This is a genomic window from Methylocaldum sp. RMAD-M (assembly GCF_017832375.1).
Taxonomy (GTDB): Bacteria; Pseudomonadota; Gammaproteobacteria; order Methylococcales; family Methylococcaceae; genus Methylocaldum.
Genome location: NZ_JAFIBZ010000021.1, coordinates 24,235 through 46,173, shown reverse-complemented (window position 1 = coordinate 46,173; position 21,939 = coordinate 24,235). Strand labels below are relative to the sequence as shown.

The window sequence follows — 21,939 nt, the reverse complement described above, 5'->3', positions numbered from 1 at the left end:
GGTTCCACTTCAAAGCAATTCGTCCGAGCAGGATCATGACTACAATCCCCAATCCAAAACGACAGGCCATACTAGATGCAGCCAAGCGCACGTTTCTCGCAAGCGGTTACAGCGGAGCCAGCATGGAAGCCATCGCCGAGGCCGCGCCGGTATCGAAGCCGACGCTCTACAGTCATTTTCACAGCAAACAGGAACTGTTCGCCGCCGTGATCGGCGAACAATGCGAAGCCTTGCTGAGCACCCTTTCCCGTGCTCAGACCGAGTCGCTCGGTCCGGCAGCCGGCCTGAAAGCCATCGCCGGCGCTTTCGTCGATCTCATCTATTCCAACGAGGCCTTAAATCTCTATCGCCTGATCATCGCCGAGCAGCAGCATTTTCCGGAACTGGGCGAGCTGGTATACCGCTCCGGCCCGGAGCCGATATTGCAACGGCTCTCGGTTTATCTCGGCGAACTGCGCGGGCGCGCCGCTTTGCAAATCCTCGATGTGAACAGATCGAGCCGATCGCTATTAGGAATGCTGCAAGGCGATGAACATTTACGCTGCCTTTTGGGTTTGCAGCCGGGCTTGAGCGAGGCCGAAAAGGAACACCTTATCGAGGCCGCCGTTTCGCTGTTCCTCAAGGGACATGGTTATGACGCCTAAGCTGGGCTGGCTATGCGTGCTGATCGGCTTGGCCGGATGTACCGTCGGACCCGATTACCGGAAACCCGTGCCGGCCGTCCCGGATCGCTGGCAGGCCGGAAAGGAGGCGACCGCCGATCTGAAGCTGATCGACCCGGAGACTTTGAAAACCTGGTGGAAGAGCTTCGACGATGCGCGGCTGAGCCGTTTGATGGAACAGGCCTTGGGGGGCAACCTGGACCTCAAGATGGCGCTGGCCCGCATCGGCCAGGCCAGGGCCGAACGACGCGGCACCCGCGCGGAATTGTTCCCGACCGTCGATGCCGCGGCGGGCGCCCAGCGCGCCGACAATCCCTTCCCCGGCCTTGCGCCCGGTATCCGTTACAACTTATTCGAGCTGGGGTTCGACGCTCTGTGGGAAATCGATCTATTCGGCCGTCAGCGGCGGCGGCTGGAAGCGGCATCCGCCGACCTGGAGGCGGCGCAGGAGCAACACGCCCAAGCTCTGGTGACGCTGACGGCCGATGTGGCGCGCAGCTATATCGAATACCGCAGCCTGCAAAACCAGCTGGGCATCACCCGCGCCAATCTCGATGCGCAGCGCCATACGCTGAAGCTGACGAAGCGGCTGTTCGACGAAGGCGTGGGGACACGGCATGACGTGGTGCGGGCACGGGCTCAGACCGAGACCACCGAGGCGCAGATTCCCGCCCTGGAGGGAGAGTTGACTGCCGTTCTTCGGCAACTGGAACTGCTGGTGGGGCAGCAGCCTGGTTCCCTGGCGGCCGAGTTGAACGAGGGTGGGGCCGTCCCCGTGGCACCGGGGCGGGCGATCCTGGCTTCCCCTGCGGAGACGATCCGCCATCGCCCCGATCTCCGCATCGCCGAACGCCAACTGGCCTCCGCCACTGCCATGCAAGGCGCCGCGATCGCGGAGCTGTTTCCGAAAATCTCGCTATCGGCTTTTTTAGGGCTGCGTAATACCGACATCGAAAATCTGTTTAAATCGGCGGCTTTCTCCTACAGTACAGGCGCCAATCTTTTGCAGCCGCTGCTCAACTTCGGACGCATCCGTGCCGGTATCGATTTGGCCGAAGCGCAGCAACAAGAAGCCTATTTCGCCTTTGAAAAGGCGGTGCTCGAAGCGCTTCGGGAAACGGAAACCGCGCTGACCCGGTACCTCAAGGAGGAGGCGCGGCGGCAGACCTTGGCACGTTCGGTGGCGGACCTGCGCGAATCGGTTCGGTTGTCCCAGTTACGCTATAACGTCGGCGTCATCTCGTTTTTGGACGTCCTGGATGCTCAGCGCGCTCTTTATGTCGCCGAAATCGAGCTGGCCCGGTCCGAAGCGGGGGCTTCCACGAATCTGATCGCGGTGTACAAAGCCTTGGGCGGCGGCGCAAACTCGCGGCCGCCACAGCCGGAAACCATTCAGGGGAAATGATGAATTGGAGCGTTTTCGGAAATGGCGGACAGTCGTGGGAGCGGGCTTTAGCCCGCGATCGAGCGCCGGAGTCGCGGGTTAGACCATTTCATACCTGCTGTACGGGCACTCGCGAGTAGGTCGGGAATCCCTTCCCAATCGCAAACGGGCCTTTAATCGGCCCCTTCCAATCGCAAACGGACCTTTAGTCGGTCCCTTCCAATCGCAAACGTCGCTTTAGTCGCGACCTTCCAATCGCAAACGGTCATCCGGGGAAGGGCCTGGCCGGGAGCGCCGAAGCCGCCCTTCCCGACGGTGCAGTTGGGCCAATGGGTTCGTCGGCAAAGGATTGCCGACCTACAAATGCTTGAATCAATGCACCCGAGCCGAAGGCGGCAACGACTTCCGCCAAGCCCGTTTTGCGGTACGAGCGAGATGAAAACGCTCTAATGCCCACTCGCACATCCATCGTTTGAAGCTGGTCCTTACATCCGAATCGAAATCGCTCTTGGCATCCAACGTGCCGGTCCGGATCGGTTTCGGGTACTTGTTCCCATGCTGCGCTGATCGTGTCACGGCGGACGCCAGGCGAGGAACGATAGACCCACCACCAGAACCTGTCCCTCGGGTCGCGACTTGGCACCGAAATCCCATTCATACCGTGCTGTAAGCCGCGCCCGAAGCGCCGGTATCGTGATACCGATTTCGGGGCCGAGGCCAAAAACGCGCTCGCGTGCACCGCGGAGTGCCAGCGGAAGATCAGACCCGCGATCATCGGCGACCTGCCAGAGACCATAGCCCACGATGCCAGCATCCAAAACTTGAAACCATCTCCCTCCAAGTCCCCCCTGTATTTGCACGGTATCGCCTCGGGTGACGTCGATTCCGATCTTCTGGTGATAGAGGTTGTAACTCGCGAGGACGGACAGTCTAAAAGCTCGCTCGTCATCGAAAAAAAGCGTTCCGCCCAACGAGAATTGCTGTGACCATTGTGACCGTCCGAGCCCTTTGCGGTCGGCCTGACCGGTTGGCGCATAGAAACTGTAGGACGCCACGGTGTCCAGGTGTGGCAGACGCCATCCGAGCTTCAGCGGCTCGACGAAAATGTCCCCGAGACCAAACCGATCAATGTCGGCGGATGGTACATCGGCTTTCGTCGATACCCATGCGACCGGAACCGCGAGCGCTGCGCTCAGGTATGGTGCTCCTTCGGGCTTGAGTGTCGCGGAGACGCCCAACACATTCGCGTGAGCATCTATATCGAGGCCTTTCACCGGAACCAGACCACCTCGTCGATTTCTCAGCTGATCGGCGGAGAAATAAATGAACCGGTCCCCCACGTACACGCCTTCATCGGGCTGAGTACCGGCGTCAAGCCCCACTGCCCCGAGGATCTTATGGCCTAGGTCCCCGTCGGCCATGGCGGTGGCCGAACGCAGGAGCAGGGCTGCCGTCATCCAACACAGGATAATTCTCATGCCGCATCCACTTATGGGAGCCGCAAACAATGTATTTTCCGACAACGCCATGCCAATCAAATAGCCTTCCGCATCACGCCTGGCTACGACTTAAGGAATCTCTGAATAAGTCCTTCGACAGGCTCAGGACGAACGGTAACGTATTGATTCCGTTCGTGGTGAGCCCTTCGGCTCGGCTCAGGACCGGCTTGTCGAACGCTCTCCTGAGCCTGTCGAAGGGGCATGAACGGAGTCCGCTTGTTCAGAACTTCCTTAAGGCGAATTGAATTCCGAGTTCGCCAAAATTCGATTGAGCAGTTTCGATGTTCGGGGGCTTTTGAGGATGTTCACATGTGATTCCGAAACTCCGTAGCAATGCACTGCTTCCTCTTGAGCTTCCCAGCGCAACTGGCTGCTCAGGCTGATCGCACCATCGTCGGATTCCGTAGGCAGAAATCCGAAAATAAGGTGGTAAGCCGAGTCGACGGGAAGCATACGGCGTTCGGATTTCTCATTCACGTTCCGATAGAAAAGCCGGGTCAAGAATTCACTCCCCGGTGCCATGTCGTACCAAACACTAATGGGCCTAGGTGCATAATCCACTCCCCACCAGGCGGCAGGGTGGCCGTCCCACGGGGAAGCGATGGAAACAAATACCGAAACGAGATGATCCCATCGGGTCTCGGCATGCTGCAGGATGAAACTCCTTGCCACCAGTCCTCCCATGCTGTGTGCCACGACGAACAGCTTGCGAACGGGATGGCGGGCCTTCAGCCGTCGCACCATCTGGTCGAGATAGAAGCCGACTGTGTCGAGGCGGGCGCCGGACGGGTAGTAAAAAACCCAGGGTTGGTACCGATTGTGATCCATGTGCTCGATCAGATAAGCAAAGTCCACGGGCGTGCCGTTGATGCCGTGCACGAACAGAACCGGTGTCTTTTCGGGGCGGTAGGCTCCCAGAAAATAGAGACCCGGTTTCGCTTCCCACAGGAAATCGAGCGGGTGCCACAGGCCTTTTTTGGCGTTCCCCCGTGAGAATCTGGGGTCACCGAGGCTGGTTACCTGCCCAAACGTAATGGCGCGGCCCAACTCCGCGTTCAGCCGGTCGCCAGCACAGCCTGCCAGCGCGACCGTAACTACAACAAACAGGGCGCACCTGGCCCCATGCCAAGACGAAACTCGGTCCATCATCGCTCCTCCCTGCGATCTTCTCGTCCTTGAGATCCTTCACCTGCTGGTTGAACACCTACACCGCCTCCTGCGGCAGCCCTTCACACCCTCCCACCTCCGGAGCTCGAGGTAGCCGCGTTCCCATTACGGCTTCTAAGTACATTCAGGGAAGTCTTGCGGCATAGGCAACCTGCAGGACAACCCCGCCAATCAAGCCAATCTGTCGAGATTCCGCAAATATTTGCGGAATGTACTTAGACGGAGAGGCCGGCTCCTTCTGAACTGCTTTTGACGCCGAACCGTGCGTCGAATCACTGATCGAGCGTAGCAGATCGCAATCGAAACCGGTCAAGCCGATGCCGAACGCCTCGGAAAACGGCTGGGCGGCAGTGTAGTCCATACGAAATTCGTCTTCGCTCATACCTTTCATGGAGCGCATCCAACCTGTCCTAAGCCTCTTGAGCATTTTCCGGTTCGGCGTGGCGCTTCCAAGGGTTGTAGTGCGGCAAACCTTTGCCGACCAAGCCCCTCGTAGACCCGGTAGGTCGGCAAAGGATTGCCGACCTACCGGGCGCTACGCCGCGGCGGAAAATGCGCTAGCGCTCTTTCGGCATCAAGGGGATTGAGGAACCGACAACCACGTCCGCGGCTCCCTGCAAGACGCTTTCCACTTGTAGAAACCGTGCTCCGACAGCCTTCGATGTCGCTTTTGCGATTTTGCCGTAGTACTTATCGAGCAGCGCAATCCGCGCTTTGCGAAAATCGAGGGAACGCTTGACGAGTTCGTCGGCCTTTGACTCGCTCATGTTTTCAAAGGTATCCGCATAATCCTTGATCACGGCTAAGCGTTTGTCGTTCAGCTTCATCAAGTCGGCTTCGTATTGGTGGTACAGGCTCCAAAACTTCTTGCCTTGTTCTTCGCTCAGATTCATCGACTGCTTGACGAAATCCCGCCTGTCTATGCGGGTACTGGCGCGAAACAGGGCGAGTGCGTCTTGCCCGGTAGCTTCGGCGGGGGCTGTTTCGGCTTGTGCCCCGTGACTGATCAGCAAGCTGACCGCTGCGACCGCGAATGCGAGGGACAACAGTTTGGTTTTCATGCGTTACTCCTATCCTTGGGTGGTTGTGAAATTTTCATTGCATAGAGAAGCGGAAGCGTATCGGTTCATCGCGACGATAGATCCCGGCGCCTTCGCCGCTGCGTTCATCCTCACTCCCGCATTCTGAAGCAAGTTTCCTTGTTACGGAAAGCCCGCCCTGATCCGCCGGGAAAAGTCCGGCGCCTGGTCCGCCGCCCGCGCCGCTGCATTGATATGCGAGCGCCGCTTGAGTTCCTCGAAGGGCAGGCTCCGGTCGAGGCGTCCCCTCTCGTAGGCGTACTCCGGGGCATACCCGCTCAGCAGCACCTTCCATGAATACGGGAGGTGGCCGGGATTCACGGCCGCATGGGTGAGAATCAGGGTGGTGCAGTTGGTCGTGAGCGTATTGTAGAACCGCGGGTGCTCCCGCAGTTCATTAATCTCGCGCATGTAGTCGAGGAAGACGCGGCGGCCGTTCTCGATCGGCGCGATCACCCGGAACAGATAAACGTCTTCCGGCGGATCCTTCCGGTAGTTCGTCCGCAGCCGGATGGCGTCGCGCTCGTCGGCGGCGACGTACACCAGTTCGTACTGCCGGAAGAGGCCGGGGAGCGTCGCATAGGGCCTGGTTCGGTCCTTGCGTACCTCGATGGAGATGGCCAGGTGATCGTCCCCGAAGCCGAAGGTGACGAACAAATGGGCGATGGCCGGCCCCATCCAGTAGGAGGCGACGAGATCGACCCGGTCCAGGCGCCGAAGATCGAAGCTGCGGTCGTAGTAGGCGGGCGTGAAATCGGTCTCCGTGCGGTAGTCGAAATTGCGGATGTTATGGACGGTCACACGGCCGCCGTCGAGGGTGGCATAGGGAAGCACGGCCACCTCCGGCTGCCAGTCGCGGTCATTCGAGGGCGTCGCGCCGCCCCAGACGACCAGGACCGGCACGAGGGCCATGGCGAAACCTACTCCCGCGAGCCGGCGAGTCCGCCGGACGAACAGGGCGATCAAGGCCGCCAGCCCGACGGCGGCAAAGCTCCAGGCTGCCGCCGTGCGGACCCCGGCCGATCCCGCCCCCAGGTAATAAAGGACCAGCGCTCCCCAGGCGGTAGCGCCGGCCATCACGAGGCCGGCCAGGACCAGGCCAACGATCGCGCCGATCCGGCGCCTCATGGGCGGCGCCCCTCGAATGCCGCCGCGTGCTCGAGCAGGATGCGCCGGATGTCCTCGATGACCTCGGGCTTTCCCTGGCAGGAGTGGTCCGATCGGACCACCTTTTCCGTAACCGCCTCGTCGATGTGGGCGCTCCGGTAGGCCACCACGCCATCGTCTCCCGCCTCCTTGGGGCCGTCGCCCTTGACGCAGATGATGGAATGGGCGGGAATCCGGGGGTCGACCCGGATGGTTTGCAGGACTTGGAGGCCGGGGTTCTCCGGATTCATGTTGTCGACGGCCGTCGGGGGCCGGCGAAGCAGCGCGATCAGCTTTTCATCCCCGGTCAAAGTGGCGGCTTGCGCGACCTGGCTGAATACGCCCACCGGCAAGGTCACGAGCCAGGCCGCGATGGCGCCGATCCGGCCGGAGGCCAGCAGCGCGCCGTGGTGGGGGGTCGCTACGAATACCACCCGCCCGACGAAGGGCAGGGGCGTGTAGAACGCCGTCTGCCGGAGGAGTTCGCGGGTCTTGGGGTCGACCTGGATGGAATCGAAAGGCTTGCTGCTGACGCGATCCCAGAATCGGCTGCCGCTGTCGATCGCGGCGAGCTTGGTCAGAAGCCCCCCCTGGCTGTGCCCGATCACCACCATGTCGCGCAGGGCCGGGTCCTTGCCCTCGGGATCGAATTCCTTCACCGCGGCCGTCAGTGCCGCCCGCAGTTGACCCGCCGAGTAGGCGATGGGGTTGCCGGTATCGTAGAGAAACAGCCAGATATGGAACCGCTCGCGGATGCGCGGATCGCCCTGGAGTTCGTTGAACAGTTCGGCCCAGCGCGCGGGGCTGGAGGCCGTCCCGTGCACTAGCACCACCGGAATCTTCCCGGACCGGTAAGGTTGCATCATGGCCAGGCCATCCTGGGCGCGGTCGCGCGGCATCAGGCCCCGGAAGGCACCGCCCCGGAGAAATCCCTGGATCTCCGCGGCGTAGATCGGGCTGCCTTCGAGCTGGTAGGCAAGTGCCGCCGTCGGGTCGGATTCGAGGGGCTGGTCCCGCCCGTTCACCTGCACCGTCGAAGTCTGATCGGCGGCGTACACCTCGATCCGCCCCCGGATCCGCCCCTCGCCCAGGCTGGCACGGGCATGCTCGAAACGCAGCAGCGCGGTGACCGGGACCTTGGTACGGGGGCCAAGGCGTTCCGAGCCGACCACCTTCGCCGATGCCTGTCTCTCCGCAAGGCTCGCCGCCAGGGGCGCGCCGAGGCCGGGGGTGCGGTAGCGGTTCCGGAGGCCCCGAACTTCCAGGGTGGTCGTCGGGATGAATCGGTCAAGCCGGTAGCCTCCCCACGTCAGCCCGGTTTCGTCCAGGCTTACCGCCAAGGTTCCGAAGGGAAGCTTGTACACACCGGGCGTCAGCCGCACCTCGTTCTTGTCCACGCCCTTGCCGTGGGCGGCCAAGCCTTTGGCGACCGCCTGGTTATACAGATCGTACGCCAGCCGGAAGCGGGGGTCCCACGGCTGGAGAGGCGTGCCGGCGGCGTCGTCCGGGAACAGCAGCGCCCAGGCGTACACGGCCGAAGCCAGGAAGTAGGCGCGGTCGTTCGTGCGGTCGGCATGGAGAAAGGACAGCTCCGCCAGCGCGAACAGGCGGTCGTCGTCCCCCGACGGGTTTAGCCCGCGATGGAGTTCGGCGAGCACCGCCGCCGGTTCCGCGCCGAACCGATCCAGGAGCCCTAAGCGCCTGAGCACCATTTTCGAGGGCTCCGACGGCTGCTCCGCCGAGAGCGCGCTCTCGGTATGAATGCGATAGGCGGTCTGGATGTCCACGTGCCTCACGCCGACCGGCGTCGCGCATCCGGAAAGGACCAATGCGAGGCCGGCGAGCCTCAAAATCCATGGCACGGTCGGTACGAGCCATCGCTGCTTTGCTGAATGCTTCGAAGCCTTCATACGACCCCCTTGTCGTTTCACCCGATCAGATCCAGCCCTGTTCCTGGAATTTCACCCGCAGTTTCTCGGCGATTTCCTGGGCAGTCCGCTGGGCGGCGCCTTCGATCGTCTCCAAGCCTTTCTCCTCTCCCCTGAGTTTCGACGCGCCGCCGACGATAAGGCTGATGGGGTTTCCGGTCGCGGCGAGGGTTGCGACGCCCACCAGCATGCCTGGCGTTTTGCTACCCCCGGATTCGAGTTGGCCCGATCCAAGTCGGCGCAGACCCTGCCTGGTCATCAGATAGCCTTCTACCACCGTCCTCAGCTCGGCGGCCCCGGAGCCGAAACCGACCAGCACACGCTCACCGGCGCTGCCCGGGTCGATGGAGACGGAATAGGCCCTGATTACCAGGTCGCCGACCCGCGGCCCGCACTGCCGGAAGCCCCATGTCCCGGATCTCCGCGACCAACTCCTTCGCGACATGAGCACCCAGCTGGCGACCGGTCTCGATCTGCTCCGCCGTTTGCAGCGTCGGGTGTTCGGCAGATCGGCCCGCGAGAGCGGACCCGGCCGGAACATCGGCGGAGGTCGCGGCAAAGTCATGGACGATGATGCGGTCGGGGCGGGCGACCCTTTCGCCCGTGTACGGCTGGCGCGTGGTGACGTCGCTGGACGCGCATCCGGACAAAATGGCCAGGGCATCTTCGAAGATCGCCGCCAGAAAATAGCGTGCCTCCAGAATACCCTTGGGCGCGGACTGGGCGTAGACCTCCCTTAGGGCCGAATCGTACTTCGGTCCCAGAAATGCGAACGGCGCGATCAAGGCGCCGGTGCTGATGCCGGTGACGCCTTTGAATACGGGCCGGGTACCCCCCGCGGTCCAGCCGCACAAGAGCCCGGCGCCGAAGGCCCCATTATCGCCCCCTCCCGAAAGGGCCAGGAAGTTGGCCGGGGGAAGCGTGTCCGCCTGGTTCTGTCGGGTAAGGTAGGCGCGCTCCCGGTAGAAGGTTTCCATCGCATCTTGGACAAATTCCGGCATCTCGGTGCGAACCACGTAACGGATTCCGGGCAAACCGACGACTTGGGCTTTTTCTGACCAGGCTTGCGGGACTGCGGGTCGCCGCGTGGGCAGCGAACAGGCGGAAAGGCAGACAATGGCGGCGAGCAGGAGCAAGCCGAACGAGTGGTCGTGCGAAATTATTCCATTCATGGGCCCACTCCGGGAGAGCAGCGATGACCAGCCGCATCGTTATTTATCGCGGGAAAACCCCCGGCTCTGCCGCAATGCCATTAAGTTAAGCCGTCATTCCGGCAGGGATTGCTCACCCCGTCCTTGGGGTTCGTCCTTCGGACCGTGCTGCGCACGTCCAAATTTGCTCCGGGCAAATTTGTGCCGGACAAACCGGCAGGGCGAGGCGCAATGCGGCGAGCGGGCAGGCCAGGGAAGGACTGCCCAGGACTCGCGAGCGAAGCGGGACGGCGTAGCGTGGCGAGGCCGGTTTGCACGCATCGCGCCCGAAGGGTGCCGGGCAGGATCGCCCGGCATGAATCCAGTTCACAGGGATTGTGAACGGTCGAAACCATCCGTGGTCACTGGACCCCGGCACTCCAATCGCAAACGGGCCTTTAGTCGGCCCCTTCCCTGTCGGGGTGACGACATGGCTTTTGCCCGATGGCGGTCAGGCCCCTTTGAGGGGCCAGCCGTCGAAAGCCACCGGCTTTGCCGGTGGATCGTTTCTTAAACATCTGAAAACGTCCGACCATGGAGTTCTGCCGCGGAAACCGCGGATTGTCTCGATCTCGCGGATCCGCGACGGAGCCGGAGAGCGTCGGGTCGTGCTGCAAAGTCGGTCATCCAACGCAACGCCGAAGAGACCGGAAATTGGTAAATCTTCGTATGCCGCAGGGCGGGAGCATGGGCTCGAAGGCACCGGTTTCCCATGAACCAAGCCTAAGCGCGGAACATTCTCCCTTGCGCAAGATCGAAAATTGCATTGAGACCTCAATCCGATCACTCCGGTGCGCAGGCCCTGTTGTAATCGACGTCGAAGCTGCCAAGGCTTCGGCAGTGATTGAGGCCTCACGGCATTGGGAGTTGTTGCCTCGATTGATAAGGTAAGCTTCCTGGGACGCCTCAAACTCTAATGACGGAGGGAATTATGAAGTCAACACGGAATGTTGTAAGAATCGGGTTCTCGTCTATCGCCATGCTTTTTTTGGCCGGATGCGTATCCGGCCCCAACATGACCTGGTTGCCGGCAGGCGCCATCTCCACCGATATGATTCTCCCCGTTCAAGTCGCCGCCGGCTCGGAAGGCGCTAGGGGACCGGGTCTGAAGCAGGGCACGGCGAGCTGTAAGGCGGTGCTGTTCATCGCGGGTTGGGGGGATTGCAGTGTTCAAGCGGCGGCGGCCGCTGGCGGCATAACCAATATCAGGACTGTCGACTGGCGGTACGAGAGCTATGTCGCACCTATTTTTTATCGATACACGCTGATCGTGTCCGGAGACTGACCGATTTCGCGACGGGCGGATCGGGTTATGGGAAGACCGTGCGAGGTTCGTGCGCGTAAGGTGGTCATCTCAGGCGAAAAACTGGCGGATCATGTCGCGAATGCGCTGTTGTTCCGGAGATAGCAGTTCCGGGGCGCTATCCTGGAGCCAGCTCAAATATTGTTGAATGACATGTCCGGCTGCCGCGTGATCGGAACTCTGGGTCAAGGTCAGAAAGAGATTCCAGGCCGCGGCCGTCGTGTCGGGGTGCCGATCGCCCAATACGTACCGGCGGACGTCCAATACCTGCTGATGCAGCACTTTCGCCTCGTCGAGATTGCCTAGCGCCCAGAACATCTCCGCCAGGTTGCACAGGGCGGTTAAGGTGTCCGGATGTTCTTTTCCCAGCGTCCGGCAGCATGCGTCGAGCGCCATTTCCTGCAATATTCGAGCTTTGATAAAGTCGCCTGCGAGCCAGAGCGATTCGGCCTCTCGCTGTAGTGTCATTACGTTCTTGAGATCGTCGGACTTCGGAGCCCTGTTTAGGAACGTTTGTACACTGGGTTCGCCGATACGGTTTCCCTGGAATGTACCGAATAAGAGTGGCGGGATGCTGGCACGGACGGCCTTCGCGATCGGCTCGGTTGTGCGCGCAGCCGAATCGTGTTCACCCGGGGAAGGTGGGGGCGAAGCATCGCTATTCTGTTGCGATGCCGCTATTCCCGTCGCCGTGGTGATCAGGCGTGCCAGCTCGACGAGCTGCGATTCGTTTTCCGTTCCCGTCCAATGGAACGGATTATATATGGCGAATTCACGTGATGTAGGTGTGCCGCCATACAGGATGGGAATAAGCGTTTTGCCGCTGTTCAGCGATAGCTCGTGCAGAAGGAGGTCGGAATAGGGAATGTCGGTGTCTGAGGAAGAGGCGGCTTTGGCTTTGTTGCTCCCGTCACCAGTGATCAAGAACAGAATCACCCGGGATTGACGGATATAATCCTTTAGCTGCTCGATACGAGAGCTTTCCGGGCGAGCGTCCCAGTGTTCGACGACGATTCGTTCCGGATGAAAATAGCGGCGCAGGTACCGATAAAGGGCCAATGCCGGAGTGGCTGCGGAGACGTGGTCGTAGCAGATAAAGATATCGCAATGAGGCACAGCCTACTCCGCCTGATTAGTGGATCGGCCTATGCTTACGGTGCTTTCCTCGCAGAAGCTTCCCGGTGCCGATGCTCGCATCCGTGGGCCATCCCTGACCCTCGATATCCTAGTGAGATTAGAGGCGCAAACAACTCGCGCGTCTGTGAAATATTCACATTCCGGAGCTGGCGTCTTTTGACAAACGGCCTACGGCCGTTTGCGCTTCGGTTTTTGCTTGCAGTACCGCATTTTCGATCAGCAGTCGGGCAGTCGCCGCGCTCAAACCATTTCGAGTTCCGGCGGTTTCAAGCCCCGATTCATGCCAGGCCATTTCTTCGACCGCCAGTTGTCGTGCCCCGCTCCAAGCCGCATGCGCCATGAGCGGAGACAGCTTGCCGTCCGGATCGAACCGCTTTATCACATAGTCCGCGATTGAATCCGGGGTGGCCGTGTCCCCGAGTAAACAAATCCCATCCCAAATCAGAGCTCGCACGACGGAGCTCATCTCTTTTTCGTCATATTGTGTCGTCATTCTCGTTATCTCAGATGTCAACGCTGCCCGCCCTGCAGCCGAGGCAGAAACGCATTCATGTTTCGCTTCGAGTCGATGAGCGTGATGCTTCGCTCGGACGGCTCCGCTAAATGCCAAGAAGTCCGGGCGAGCCTTCAAGCAGAAGGCGGTTTGATGGATTTAGCCTGGGAAATAGACCGCATTCGAGGGCTGACCGTCAAGTCGAGTCAGCGGTGTTTGAGCAGTGTCTGAAGCGCCGGTGCTCAAACCGGCCCCATCGCGGGTCGGCGATTCCAACGCTAAAACATAGACTTATCGGCAACAACGCGCATCGGTGCGTCAGGTTCGATTCGGTTCTTCGCCAAAGATCAGGGAAAGTCGGCGGAGGGGCGGCGGTGCGTGGGGTTCCGCAGAATAGGCTTTTATCAAGACGCGAACATGGGGCAGAGACTCGGGCGTGAAATAGACGAAGTAAGCCGTTTCATCATCGGACTCGGTTCCATACATGGCCATTCCCTTTGGCCCGTTCCGGGCAATGTAGATGCGCCGGAACGTGCCCCGGATGACGGCTACTTCTCCGCCTTCGTATTCGTCGCGTGTCAGCCGGATGCGATACCAGGTTTCAGATTCCCGTCCGGCTGGGTTTTTTTCGTCCAAGGATCTTTACTCTACCCGTAATGTCCTTTATTAGACCTTGCCTGGTCCACCGGATTCTCATGCGTCGTAGCGAGTTTTCGCCGGCCCTATCTATCTCTTATAGAGTATCCGCGGCAAAATCCGCCAGGCGGGAGCGCTCGCCCCGCTTCAAGGTGATGTGGGCCGCATGGGGCCAGTCCTTGAACCGATCGACCACGTAGGTAAGCCCCGACGTCGTGCCGGTCAGGTAAGGGGTATCGATCTGGGCGATGTTGCCGAGACAGACGATCTTGCTGCCGGGACCGGCCCGGGTAATCAGCGTCTTCATCTGCTTCGACGTCAGGTTTTGCGCCTCGTCGAGAATGATGAAGCGATTCAGGAAAGTGCGGCCGCGCATGAAGTTGAGAGAACGCATCTTGACGCGGTTCAACAGCAAGGTGTTGGTGGCCTGCCGCTCCCAAGTGGAGCCGTTTTCATGGCTGCTCAACAACTCCAGATTATCGAGCAGCGCACCCATCCAGGGCGTCATCTTTTCCTCCTCGGTGCCGGGCAGAAATCCGATGTCTTCGCCCAAAGGGATCGTTTCCCGTGTCATCACGATTTCTCGGTAGATTTTCTGCTCGAGCGTCATGGCAAGACCAGCCGCCAGAGTCAGCAATGTCTTGCCGGTTCCGGCGGTGCCCAGCAGGGTGACGAAGTCGATCTCCGGATCAAGCAGCACATTGAAGGCAAAATTCTGCTCCCGGTTGCGCGCCTGAATGCCCCACACCGCGTGCTGCGGGGTTCGGTAGTCGCGGGCCAGTTCGATGATGGCGCTGCCGCTCTCCTTGCTGCGGACGATGGCTTCGAAATTCGATTCGTCGGGAAGGTAAAGAAACTGATTGGGATACCAGTCTTTCAACGATGGACCGGAGACGCGGTAAAAGGTACGGCCCTGTTGGTCCTGCCAGGAGTCCATCTTGCTGCCGTGGGTTTCCCAGAAATCGAGCGGGAGCTCGAACGCTCCGCTGTATAGCAGATTGATGTCGTCCAGTACCTGATCGCTGTGGTAGTCCTCGGCCCGTATTCCGAGCACCGAGGCCTTGATCCGCATATTGATGTCTTTCGACACCAGCACCACCTGGGTTTCCGGCTGTTCTTCAGACAAGGCCAGCATGGTGGCGAGTATGGAATTGTCGGGCAAATCGCCGGGCAGGCTTTCCGGAAGCACCGAGTCCATGCGCCGAACCTGAAAAAACAAGCGTCCGCTGCATTTTTCGTCGATTCGGGACGCGTATTGCAGTTGATTTAGAGGAATACCGTTGCTGATCGCATGGATATCGGCGTGTTGGATCAATTCGTCCAGAAAGCGGCTGGCCTGACGGGCATTGCGGGCGACGTCCGACAGGCCCTTTTTCGAATGGTCCAATTCTTCCAGCACGATCATGGGGATGTATATGTCGTGCTCCTGAAAGCGGAACAGCGAGGCCGGATCGTGCATCAGCACGTTGGTATCGAGTATGAAAAGCTTGCGCTCTGGGGTTTGATCTTGGGTCATATTGTATTGCGGTTGGAATACGGGGATCGCGGACTGAAAGGGCGCGTTAGCGGCCGATCAATTCCCGGATTTTTCCCAGAACCTCTGTTGCATGGCCTTTGACGCTGACTTTCCGCCATTCGGCGGCAATCGCGCCGGCCGGGTCGATGAGAAAGGTGCTGCGCTCGATGCCTCGGACCTGCTTGCCGTACATGTTTTTCATCTTGATGACGTCGTACAGCTTGCAGATCGTTTCGTCCTGGTCGGAAATCAGTTCGAACGGAAATTCGAACTTGCATTTGAAGTTTTCGTGGGACTTTACTGTGTCGCGCGAGATGCCCAGAATCTCGGCGTTCAAATCCTGAAATTCGGCGTACAGATCGCGAAAATCTTGTCCTTCCTGCGTACAGCCGGGCGTGTTGTCTTTGGGATAGAAGTAAAGGACGACGTACTTATCTCGATAATCCTGAAGCGTGATGGTCTTGCCCGAAGTGCCCGGAGCCGAAAAATTCGGCGCGGCATGGCCCGGAGAGGTTGTGGTCATGATGATTCCGATTTTAGCGTTTTACGGGTTCGAGTATGGCATCCAGGTTCTGCTGATCGCAGAAGTCCAGGAATTCGTCGCGCAGCGAGACGATGCGCATTCCGGTCGGGATTTTGACGACCATATGCGCGAGAAACAATGGGGTACCGCTGAAGGGAGCCGGATAGCGGCTGGTGCTGAGATCCAGAATTTTGATGTTGCGGCTGGCGAGAAACACGCTGAGCTCGTGAATGCTGTTGATTTGATCGGTGGCGAAGATGTCGATCGCATAGGGCAGGGTATTGTCTTCTCTATCTTCCGGCTCACGTCCGCGCAGCGTGTTGATCTTCATCGCAAAGCGGTTGGCCAGATTTTCGAATGCGCTTTCCAGCCGCACGATATGATTCCAATTGCCTTCGACCAATAAATGGCCGGCGAATTCATGCCCCAGCTCGGTCATGCGGCTTTCGAGAATCGTGCATTTGCAGTCCTTGATGGCGCGGGTGATTTCCACGATCAGATCCGGGCGATCTTCGCCAAGGACGGTGATGACGAGCTGCATAGACGTGTTGTTTCTCTTCATGAAAAAATGCGAAAAGTGTATCACTTTCATCCAGTTGGTGCCGCAGCCGGCGGAGCTTCGATTCCCGCCGGGTTTCCCGCGGTTACACGGCTTACGCGGTTGTCAGATGCCGGCGGCGCACGGTAACATGTTCTTTTTATTGAACCGAGTTAAGTTGCATGATTCAAGGTAGCATCGTCGCGTTGGTGACCCCGATGAAACGGGACGGCACATTGGACGACGAAAGTTTGAGCCGTTTGATCGAATTTCATATCGAACAGGGAACCGATGCCATCGTTGCCGTGGGAACCACCGGAGAATCGGCGACTCTCGATGAGGCGGAGCACTGCCGCGTTATTCAATTTGTAGTGGACCGGGTCGGCGGCAGGATTCCCGTAATTGCCGGCACCGGCGCCAATTCCACCACCGAAGCGATCAACCTGACGGCGCGAGCCAAGGACGCGGGGGCGGATGCCTGTCTGTTGGTGACGCCTTATTACAATAAGCCCACGCAGGAAGGACTTTATCTTCACTATAAAGCCGTTGCCGAGGCGGTGGACATCCCTCAGATTCTTTATAACGTTCCCGGCCGAACCGCGTGCGACATGCTGCCTGCAACGGTCGCGCGTCTTGCCCAAATTCCCAATATTGTCGGCATCAAAGAGGCCACTGGCAATTTGGATCGGGAGAGAGAGATTATGCGCTTGTGCGGTCCGGATTTCCTCCTTTATTCGGGCGATGATGCAACCGCGTGCGAGTTCTGTCTCCTCGGAGGAAAAGGGGTGATTTCGGTAACGGCCAACGTGGCGCCCAAGCTGATGCACGAGATGTGCGCCGCGGCGATCGCCGGCGATGCGGAGACCGCCCGCGCCATCGATGCCAAGCTGGCCGCTCTCCATCGCGATTTGTTCATCGAATCGAATCCCATCCCGGCCAAATGGGCGGTGCACGAACTGGGACTTATCGACGCAGGCATTCGCCTGCCGCTGACTTGGCTGTCGGAAAGCTGCCGTGAGCCGGTGCGCAGCGCGATGCGCCAAGCCGGTGTGATCTAACGTTTAATGCAACATGAATCGATTCGTTCCCAGAGCGGTTATTTTGGCCTCAAGCGTTTTCGTCTTGAGCGGTTGCAGTTTCGTTGCCGGGCTGTTTCCCGATAAGCAGAAACAATATAAGTACAGCTCAGAGATTCCCGCCTTGGAAATCCCGCCGGATTTGCAGGCATCGACCATCGAAGGGGGCGACGAGCGACCCGCGGCGGGTGAAAACAGGGATCGCTCGGATCGGTACAGTCCGGCCGCGGAGACACAAACCAAGGCCGACGATCAGCCGAGTGGATCACAGGCCACGTTAGCGCAAAATTCCGAAGACATTCCGCTGATCGAGCTCGAAGCGCCCTATGCCGAGGCCTGGAACGAGGTGGGCAAGGCGCTTGGCCGGCTCAGGCTGGAAGTCAGCGATCAAAACCGGTCGGACGGAGTCTATTATGTCTATTTCAGCGGTGACGATAAGCCTTACGAAGACCGCGGGTTCCTGGGCGACATCGGCTCCTTCTTCACGGGTTCCGAAACGCCCGCGAAGGAATATCGCATCAAGTTGGAGGACAGGCGGGACGTAGTCGTGATCTATGTTCTCGACCAAGAAGGCAAGCCTCAGAGCGAAGGGCCGGGATTCGAGCTGCTCAAGCGGTTGCACCAAACCCTGCAGTCGCTCGGAGAACCCCAGGAACCGGAAAAGGAATAACTTTTCCGCGTTGTTTCCAACAAGCGATAGGTGTTATCGCTGACCATAGTTAAAAGTCAGACCATGTTTGCCAAGTTTCCCGGCCCTCCCGCCCTCTCAGCATTTCGCTTGCAAAAGCTGTTGACCGATCTTCAGAGCGTCGAGCCGTCCATCATCGAAGTCTCGGCCGCTTACGTGCATTTTGCCGAGATCAAGCGCGCGTTGAATGGGTTGGAGAAACGTACCCTGGAAAGCGTATTGGCTTACGGGCCGGCGCACGATTCACGCAGCGCCGCGGGCGACTATTTTTTGGTGGTGCCGCGACTCGGCACGATCTCCCCTTGGTCCAGCAAGGCGACCGATATCGTGCGGCGTAGCAATCTGGCCGCCGTTCTGCGTGTGGAAAGGGGAATCGAATACCGCATCCGCAGCGCCAACGAAATTAAGCTCTCCAATCGAGATGCCATAAAGGCTTTGATCCATGACCGGATGACCCAAACGGTGCTCACGCGGGGACAGGAGGAACTGCTGTTCCAACACCATGCTCCGGCGCCGATGGAATATATTCCTTTGCTCGAAGAGGGGAAATGGGCGCTGATCAAGGCAAACCGCAGGCTTGGGTTGGCTTTGTCCGAGGATGAATTGGATTATTTGGTCGAAAGCTTCACGGCGCTTCGACGGAATCCGTCCGACGTCGAACTGATGATGTTTGCCCAGGCCAACTCCGAACATTGCCGGCACAAAATTTTCAACGCCAACTGGCGCATCGACGGCGAGACTCGAAGCGAAACCCTGTTCGGCATGATCAGAAACACGACCGAGCAGTCTCCGGAAGGAGTTCTATCCGCATACCGGGATAATGCCGCCGTCGTTCGGGGCAGCACCGCGAACGTGTTTCTGCGCGACACGGAAACGCTGGAATACAGTTATCGAGAGGAACCGGTACATATTCTGATGAAGGTGGAGACCCATAATCATCCGACCGCCGTTTCTCCTCATCCCGGTGCCGCGACCGGTTCCGGAGGTGAAATTCGCGATGAGGCGGCTACCGGACGGGGGTCGCAAACCAAAGCCGGACTCACCGGCTTTTCCGTATCCCACCTTCGCATCCCGGGATTCGAGCAGCCGTGGGAACGGGATCACGGCAAGCCGGACCGGATCGCCTCCGCCCTCGAAATCATGCTGCAAGGACCGATCGGCGGGGCGGCGTTCAACAATGAATTCGGCCGCCCTAACTTGTGCGGCTATTTCCGCGCATTCGAACAGCCGGCTCCGGACGGTTCAGGGCTGCATGGCTATCACAAGCCGATCATGATCGCCGGCGGAATGGGAAATATCCGGCCGCAGCATCTTGCCAAGGAAACGATCCCGCCCGGCGCGCCCATCGTGGTGCTCGGCGGCCCCGCCATGCTCATCGGTCTTGGCGGTGGCGCCGCATCTTCCGTGGCATCGGGGGAGAGCGCCGAGGATTTGGACTTCGCGTCCGTCCAGCGGGAAAACCCCGAGATGCAGCGGCGCTGCCAGGAAGTGATCAACCGCTGCACCGCGTTGGGCGAGGACAACCCAATCTTGTCCATCCACGATGTCGGCGCCGGCGGGTTGTCGAATGCAGTGCCCGAGATCATTCACGACTCGGGTCGGGGCGGGCGTTTCGAACTGCGGAACATACTCATCGACGAGCCGGGCATGTCACCGATGCAGATTTGGTGCAACGAATCGCAGGAACGATACGTGCTCGCGCTCAAACCGGAGGCAGTGGACCGATTTCGGGCCTTCTGCGAGCGCGAGCGCTGTCCCTATGCCGTGATCGGCTACGCGACGGAAGAAGAGCGCCTGGTCCTCAGCGACAGTCAATTCGGTACCCACCCGATCGATATTCCCATGGCGCTGCTATTCGGCAAGCCGCCGAAGATGCGGCGCGATGTCACGAGAAATCGTGGCGCGCAATCTCCCATTTGCCGTGATGGCATAGCAATCCGCGAGGCGGCTCGGCGAGTATTGAATTTTCCTGCCGTAGCGGATAAGCGTTTTTTGATCACGATCGGGGATCGTTCGGTCGGTGGTTTGGTGGCGCGCGATCAAATGGTCGGACCATGGCAGGTACCGGTCGCGGACGTAGCGGTGACGGTCTCGGGTTTTCGGGCGTATACCGGCGAAGCGATGGCCATGGGGGAGCGTACGCCCTTGGCGGTCATCGATGCCCCGGCATCCGGCCGCATGGCTGTCGGAGAGGCTTTGACCAATATCGCAGCCGCCAGTATCGGCTCCTTAAGCCAGGTGAAGCTTTCCGCCAACTGGATGGCGGCAGCCGGCGCGTCCGGTGAAGACGCCAAGCTGTTCGATACGGTAAAAGCTGTTGGTCTGGACCTGTGTCCCGCCCTGGGCATCGCCATTCCGGTTGGGAAAGATTCGCTGTCCATGAAAACGGTATGGCGGCAGAACGAACGCGATGTCGTCATGACGTCGCCGCTGTCGCTGATCATTTCAGCATTCGCGCCGGTCATTGACGTTCGCCGCACCTTGACGCCGGAGCTACGGCTCGACTGCGGTCCGACGCGCCTGATTCTGATCGATCTCGGCCAGGGCAGGAATCGATTGGGCGGTTCCGCCCTGGCTCAAGTCTACGGACAAATGGGGGGCGAATCCCCGGATCTCGACGATCCGGCGTTGTTCAAATCCTTTTTCGCCGCAATCCAATCCTTGAACGAGGACGGCCGGTTGCTGGCTTATCATGACCGGTCCGACGGCGGGTTGTTCGCGACGCTCTCCGAAATGGCTTTCGCGGCACGTTGCGGCCTCGAAATCGACATTTCCGCTCTTGGCGAAGACGCGGTTGCTGCGCTGTTTTGCGAAGAATTGGGGGCCGTGGTGCAGGTTCGCGAGACAGACTTGAGCGCGGTCACGGAGCTGCTCGATCGGTCGGGGCTCCACGGGATCAGCCATGTTATCGGCATGCCCAATACCGACAAGCAAATCGCGTTCTGGCGGGGCGATGAGATCTTGCTGTCGCAGTCCCGCGCCGAACTGCAGCGGACTTGGGCGGAAACCAGCTATCGCATGCAGGCCTTGCGCGATAATCCGGACTGCGCACGGCAGGAATTCGAAGCCATCGTGGACGAGAACGACCCCGGCCTTAGCGCCGAGCTGAGCTTCGATCCCGACGGCGATGTCGCTGCGCCTTTTATTGCTAAAGGTCGTCCGCGCGTGGCGATACTCCGGGAACAGGGCGTGAATGGCCATGTGGAGATGGCGGCGGCGTTCGACCGCGCCGGCTTCACGGCGGTAGATGTGCATATGAGCGATATCCTGTCGGGACACGCGAGCCTTCGCGATTTCGTCGGTTTGGCCGCTTGCGGTGGATTTTCTTATGGCGACGTCTTGGGCGCCGGGGGCGGTTGGGCGAAATCGATATTGCTCAATAGCCGTGGCCGCGACGAATTCCAGGCGTTCTTCGAACGGCAGGATACATTCGGTCTGGGCGTTTGCAACGGCTGCCAGATGATGTCACATCTCGCTGGGTTGATTCCCGGCGCCGTGCACTGGCCACGCTTCGTCCGCAACGAGTCGGAGCAATTCGAAGCGCGCGTCGCATTGGTGGAAGTCCAGCGGTCGCCGTCCATCTTGTTTGCCGGCATGGAAGGATCGCGCATCCCGGTTGTCGTCTCGCACGGCGAAGGGCGGGCTGAATTTCACGACGATACGCGCAAGGCGCTCAGCCTCGGCGTAGTCTCGCTCTGTTACACGGATACTTACGGAAAAATTACCGAGGCATTTCCACATAATCCGAACGGCTCGCCGCTGGGGATTACCGGTTTGACTACCCTTGACGGTCGCTTCACCATCATGATGCCGCATCCGGAACGGTGCTTCCGTACCGTGCAGAATTCCTGGCATCCGAGGACATGGGGCGAGTACGGTCCGTGGATGCGTCTGTTTCGAAATGCAAGGGTCTGGGTCGGCTGATTCGCGAGTACTTGAAAAACCAGGTCTCACCTCCATATTGGGTTTAGAGC

At 59.8% G+C, this 21,939-nt stretch carries 20 protein-coding genes; 6 read left to right on the top strand and 14 right to left on the bottom strand.

Annotated elements, in window-relative coordinates; genetic code table 11:
• The first annotated feature begins 35 nt into the window (after positions 1-35).
• Together JOD69_RS17565 and JOD69_RS17560 are read left to right on the top strand one after the other, a co-directional pair.
• On the top strand, positions 36-644 hold the full coding sequence (locus tag JOD69_RS17565; RefSeq protein WP_077731361.1) for a TetR/AcrR family transcriptional regulator: 609 nt from the start codon (positions 36-38) through the stop codon (positions 642-644).
• On the top strand, positions 634-2,067 hold the full coding sequence (locus JOD69_RS17560; protein ID WP_086132989.1) for an efflux transporter outer membrane subunit: 1,434 nt from the start codon (positions 634-636) through the stop codon (positions 2,065-2,067). Before JOD69_RS17565 ends, JOD69_RS17560 begins: the two co-directional genes overlap by 11 nt.
• Before the next feature lie 551 nt (positions 2,068-2,618).
• Here the strand turns inward: JOD69_RS17560 and JOD69_RS17555 are convergent.
• The 8 genes from JOD69_RS17555 to JOD69_RS17520 all read right to left on the bottom strand — a co-directional run bounded on the left by JOD69_RS17555 (position 2,619) and on the right by JOD69_RS17520 (position 10,037).
• Positions 2,619-3,524 (bottom strand): transporter, encoded by a 906-nt coding sequence (locus JOD69_RS17555; RefSeq protein ID WP_168183701.1) that lies wholly within the window; start codon positions 3,522-3,524, stop codon positions 2,619-2,621.
• 252 nt (positions 3,525-3,776) lie between these two features.
• Positions 3,777-4,691: an alpha/beta fold hydrolase gene (locus JOD69_RS17550; RefSeq protein WP_210024089.1), complete on the bottom strand. Its 915-nt coding sequence runs from the start codon at positions 4,689-4,691 to the stop codon at positions 3,777-3,779.
• A gap of 145 nt (positions 4,692-4,836) precedes the next feature.
• A complete protein-coding gene (locus tag JOD69_RS17545; RefSeq protein ID WP_139840980.1) occupies positions 4,837-5,103 on the bottom strand; it encodes a hypothetical protein in 267 nt (88 codons plus the stop codon).
• Positions 5,104-5,269: 166 nt separating this feature from the next.
• Positions 5,270-5,773: a hypothetical protein gene (locus JOD69_RS17540; protein WP_210024088.1), complete on the bottom strand. Its 504-nt coding sequence runs from the start codon at positions 5,771-5,773 to the stop codon at positions 5,270-5,272.
• A gap of 141 nt (positions 5,774-5,914) precedes the next feature.
• Positions 5,915-6,919 carry a DUF4105 domain-containing protein gene (locus JOD69_RS17535; RefSeq protein ID WP_086132984.1) on the bottom strand — a complete coding sequence of 335 codons (1,005 nt, stop codon included), beginning with the start codon at positions 6,917-6,919 and terminating at the stop codon, positions 5,915-5,917.
• On the bottom strand, positions 6,916-8,847 hold the full coding sequence (locus JOD69_RS17530) for an alpha/beta fold hydrolase (protein ID WP_086132983.1): 1,932 nt from the start codon (positions 8,845-8,847) through the stop codon (positions 6,916-6,918). The genes JOD69_RS17535 and JOD69_RS17530 overlap by 4 nt, the downstream gene beginning before the upstream one ends.
• A 25-nt stretch (positions 8,848-8,872) precedes the next feature.
• Entirely contained in the window at positions 8,873-9,184 is a 312-nt protein-coding gene (locus JOD69_RS17525) for a hypothetical protein (RefSeq protein WP_168183700.1), read from the bottom strand.
• Between the two features lie 4 nt (positions 9,185-9,188).
• Complete coding sequence (locus tag JOD69_RS17520) at positions 9,189-10,037, bottom strand: patatin-like phospholipase family protein (RefSeq protein ID WP_205780948.1); 849 nt, start codon at positions 10,035-10,037, stop codon at positions 9,189-9,191.
• Positions 10,038-10,986: 949 nt separating this feature from the next.
• Here JOD69_RS17520 and JOD69_RS17515 point away from each other — a divergent pair.
• A complete protein-coding gene (locus JOD69_RS17515) occupies positions 10,987-11,340 on the top strand; it encodes a TRL domain-containing protein (protein ID WP_166642705.1) in 354 nt (117 codons plus the stop codon).
• A 69-nt stretch (positions 11,341-11,409) separates the two neighbouring features.
• On the opposite strand, the gene JOD69_RS25270 is transcribed toward JOD69_RS17515, so the two are convergent.
• From JOD69_RS25270 to JOD69_RS17485, 6 genes are all read right to left on the bottom strand, one after another.
• Positions 11,410-12,474 (bottom strand): tetratricopeptide repeat protein, encoded by a 1,065-nt coding sequence (locus JOD69_RS25270; RefSeq protein WP_086134597.1) that lies wholly within the window; start codon positions 12,472-12,474, stop codon positions 11,410-11,412.
• Positions 12,475-12,628: 154 nt separating this feature from the next.
• Complete coding sequence (locus JOD69_RS17505; RefSeq protein ID WP_133718976.1) at positions 12,629-12,988, bottom strand: hypothetical protein; 360 nt, start codon at positions 12,986-12,988, stop codon at positions 12,629-12,631.
• A gap of 318 nt (positions 12,989-13,306) precedes the next feature.
• The gene (locus tag JOD69_RS17500) at positions 13,307-13,624 is read right to left on the bottom strand and encodes a hypothetical protein (protein ID WP_077731352.1); all 318 of its coding nucleotides are present in this window, start codon (positions 13,622-13,624) and stop codon (positions 13,307-13,309) included.
• Positions 13,625-13,721: 97 nt separating this feature from the next.
• Positions 13,722-15,140, bottom strand: coding sequence for a PhoH family protein (locus tag JOD69_RS17495; RefSeq protein WP_077731351.1), 1,419 nt, complete (start codon positions 15,138-15,140; stop codon positions 13,722-13,724).
• A 46-nt stretch (positions 15,141-15,186) separates the two neighbouring features.
• Positions 15,187-15,663: a peroxiredoxin gene (locus tag JOD69_RS17490; protein ID WP_077731350.1), complete on the bottom strand. Its 477-nt coding sequence runs from the start codon at positions 15,661-15,663 to the stop codon at positions 15,187-15,189.
• Between the two features lie 13 nt (positions 15,664-15,676).
• Positions 15,677-16,204, bottom strand: coding sequence for an ACT domain-containing protein (locus JOD69_RS17485; protein ID WP_077731413.1), 528 nt, complete (start codon positions 16,202-16,204; stop codon positions 15,677-15,679).
• A gap of 179 nt (positions 16,205-16,383) precedes the next feature.
• On the opposite strand from JOD69_RS17485, the gene dapA reads away from it, so the two are divergent.
• The 3 genes from dapA (at position 16,384) to purL (ending at position 21,889) form a co-directional block, all read left to right on the top strand.
• A complete protein-coding gene (gene dapA / locus JOD69_RS17480) occupies positions 16,384-17,259 on the top strand; it encodes a 4-hydroxy-tetrahydrodipicolinate synthase (protein WP_077731349.1) in 876 nt (291 codons plus the stop codon).
• 13 nt (positions 17,260-17,272) lie between these two features.
• Entirely contained in the window at positions 17,273-17,947 is a 675-nt protein-coding gene (bamC, locus tag JOD69_RS17475; RefSeq protein WP_086134598.1) for an outer membrane protein assembly factor BamC, read from the top strand.
• Positions 17,948-18,010: 63 nt separating this feature from the next.
• Positions 18,011-21,889, top strand: a complete 3,879-nt coding sequence (gene purL / locus JOD69_RS17470; RefSeq protein WP_086134599.1) for a phosphoribosylformylglycinamidine synthase — start codon at positions 18,011-18,013, stop codon at positions 21,887-21,889.
• The last annotated feature ends 50 nt before the right edge of the window (positions 21,890-21,939 follow it).

Excerpts from the sequence above, each read along its gene's own strand:
- JOD69_RS17505 (WP_133718976.1), bottom strand. The coding sequence starts at position 12,988 with ATGACGACACAATATGACGAAAAAGAGATGAGCTCCGTCGTGCGAGCT.
- JOD69_RS17490 (WP_077731350.1), bottom strand. The coding sequence starts at position 15,663 with ATGACCACAACCTCTCCGGGCCATGCCGCGCCGAATTTTTCGGCTCCG.
- JOD69_RS17530 (WP_086132983.1), bottom strand. The coding sequence starts at position 8,847 with ATGAAGGCTTCGAAGCATTCAGCAAAGCAGCGATGGCTCGTACCGACC.
- JOD69_RS17485 (WP_077731413.1), bottom strand. The coding sequence starts at position 16,204 with ATGCAGCTCGTCATCACCGTCCTTGGCGAAGATCGCCCGGATCTGATC.
- JOD69_RS17520 (WP_205780948.1), bottom strand. The coding sequence starts at position 10,037 with ATGAATGGAATAATTTCGCACGACCACTCGTTCGGCTTGCTCCTGCTC.
- JOD69_RS17495 (WP_077731351.1), bottom strand. The coding sequence starts at position 15,140 with ATGACCCAAGATCAAACCCCAGAGCGCAAGCTTTTCATACTCGATACC.
- JOD69_RS17550 (WP_210024089.1), bottom strand. The coding sequence starts at position 4,691 with ATGGACCGAGTTTCGTCTTGGCATGGGGCCAGGTGCGCCCTGTTTGTT.
- JOD69_RS17560 (WP_086132989.1), top strand. The coding sequence starts at position 634 with ATGACGCCTAAGCTGGGCTGGCTATGCGTGCTGATCGGCTTGGCCGGA.
- JOD69_RS17535 (WP_086132984.1), bottom strand. The coding sequence starts at position 6,919 with ATGAGGCGCCGGATCGGCGCGATCGTTGGCCTGGTCCTGGCCGGCCTC.
- JOD69_RS17555 (WP_168183701.1), bottom strand. The coding sequence starts at position 3,524 with ATGAGAATTATCCTGTGTTGGATGACGGCAGCCCTGCTCCTGCGTTCG.
- JOD69_RS17515 (WP_166642705.1), top strand. The coding sequence starts at position 10,987 with ATGAAGTCAACACGGAATGTTGTAAGAATCGGGTTCTCGTCTATCGCC.
- JOD69_RS17545 (WP_139840980.1), bottom strand. The coding sequence starts at position 5,103 with ATGAAAGGTATGAGCGAAGACGAATTTCGTATGGACTACACTGCCGCC.
- purL (WP_086134599.1), top strand. The coding sequence starts at position 18,011 with ATGTTTGCCAAGTTTCCCGGCCCTCCCGCCCTCTCAGCATTTCGCTTG.
- dapA (WP_077731349.1), top strand. The coding sequence starts at position 16,384 with ATGATTCAAGGTAGCATCGTCGCGTTGGTGACCCCGATGAAACGGGAC.
- JOD69_RS17565 (WP_077731361.1), top strand. The coding sequence starts at position 36 with ATGACTACAATCCCCAATCCAAAACGACAGGCCATACTAGATGCAGCC.
- bamC (WP_086134598.1), top strand. The coding sequence starts at position 17,273 with ATGAATCGATTCGTTCCCAGAGCGGTTATTTTGGCCTCAAGCGTTTTC.
- JOD69_RS17540 (WP_210024088.1), bottom strand. The coding sequence starts at position 5,773 with ATGAAAACCAAACTGTTGTCCCTCGCATTCGCGGTCGCAGCGGTCAGC.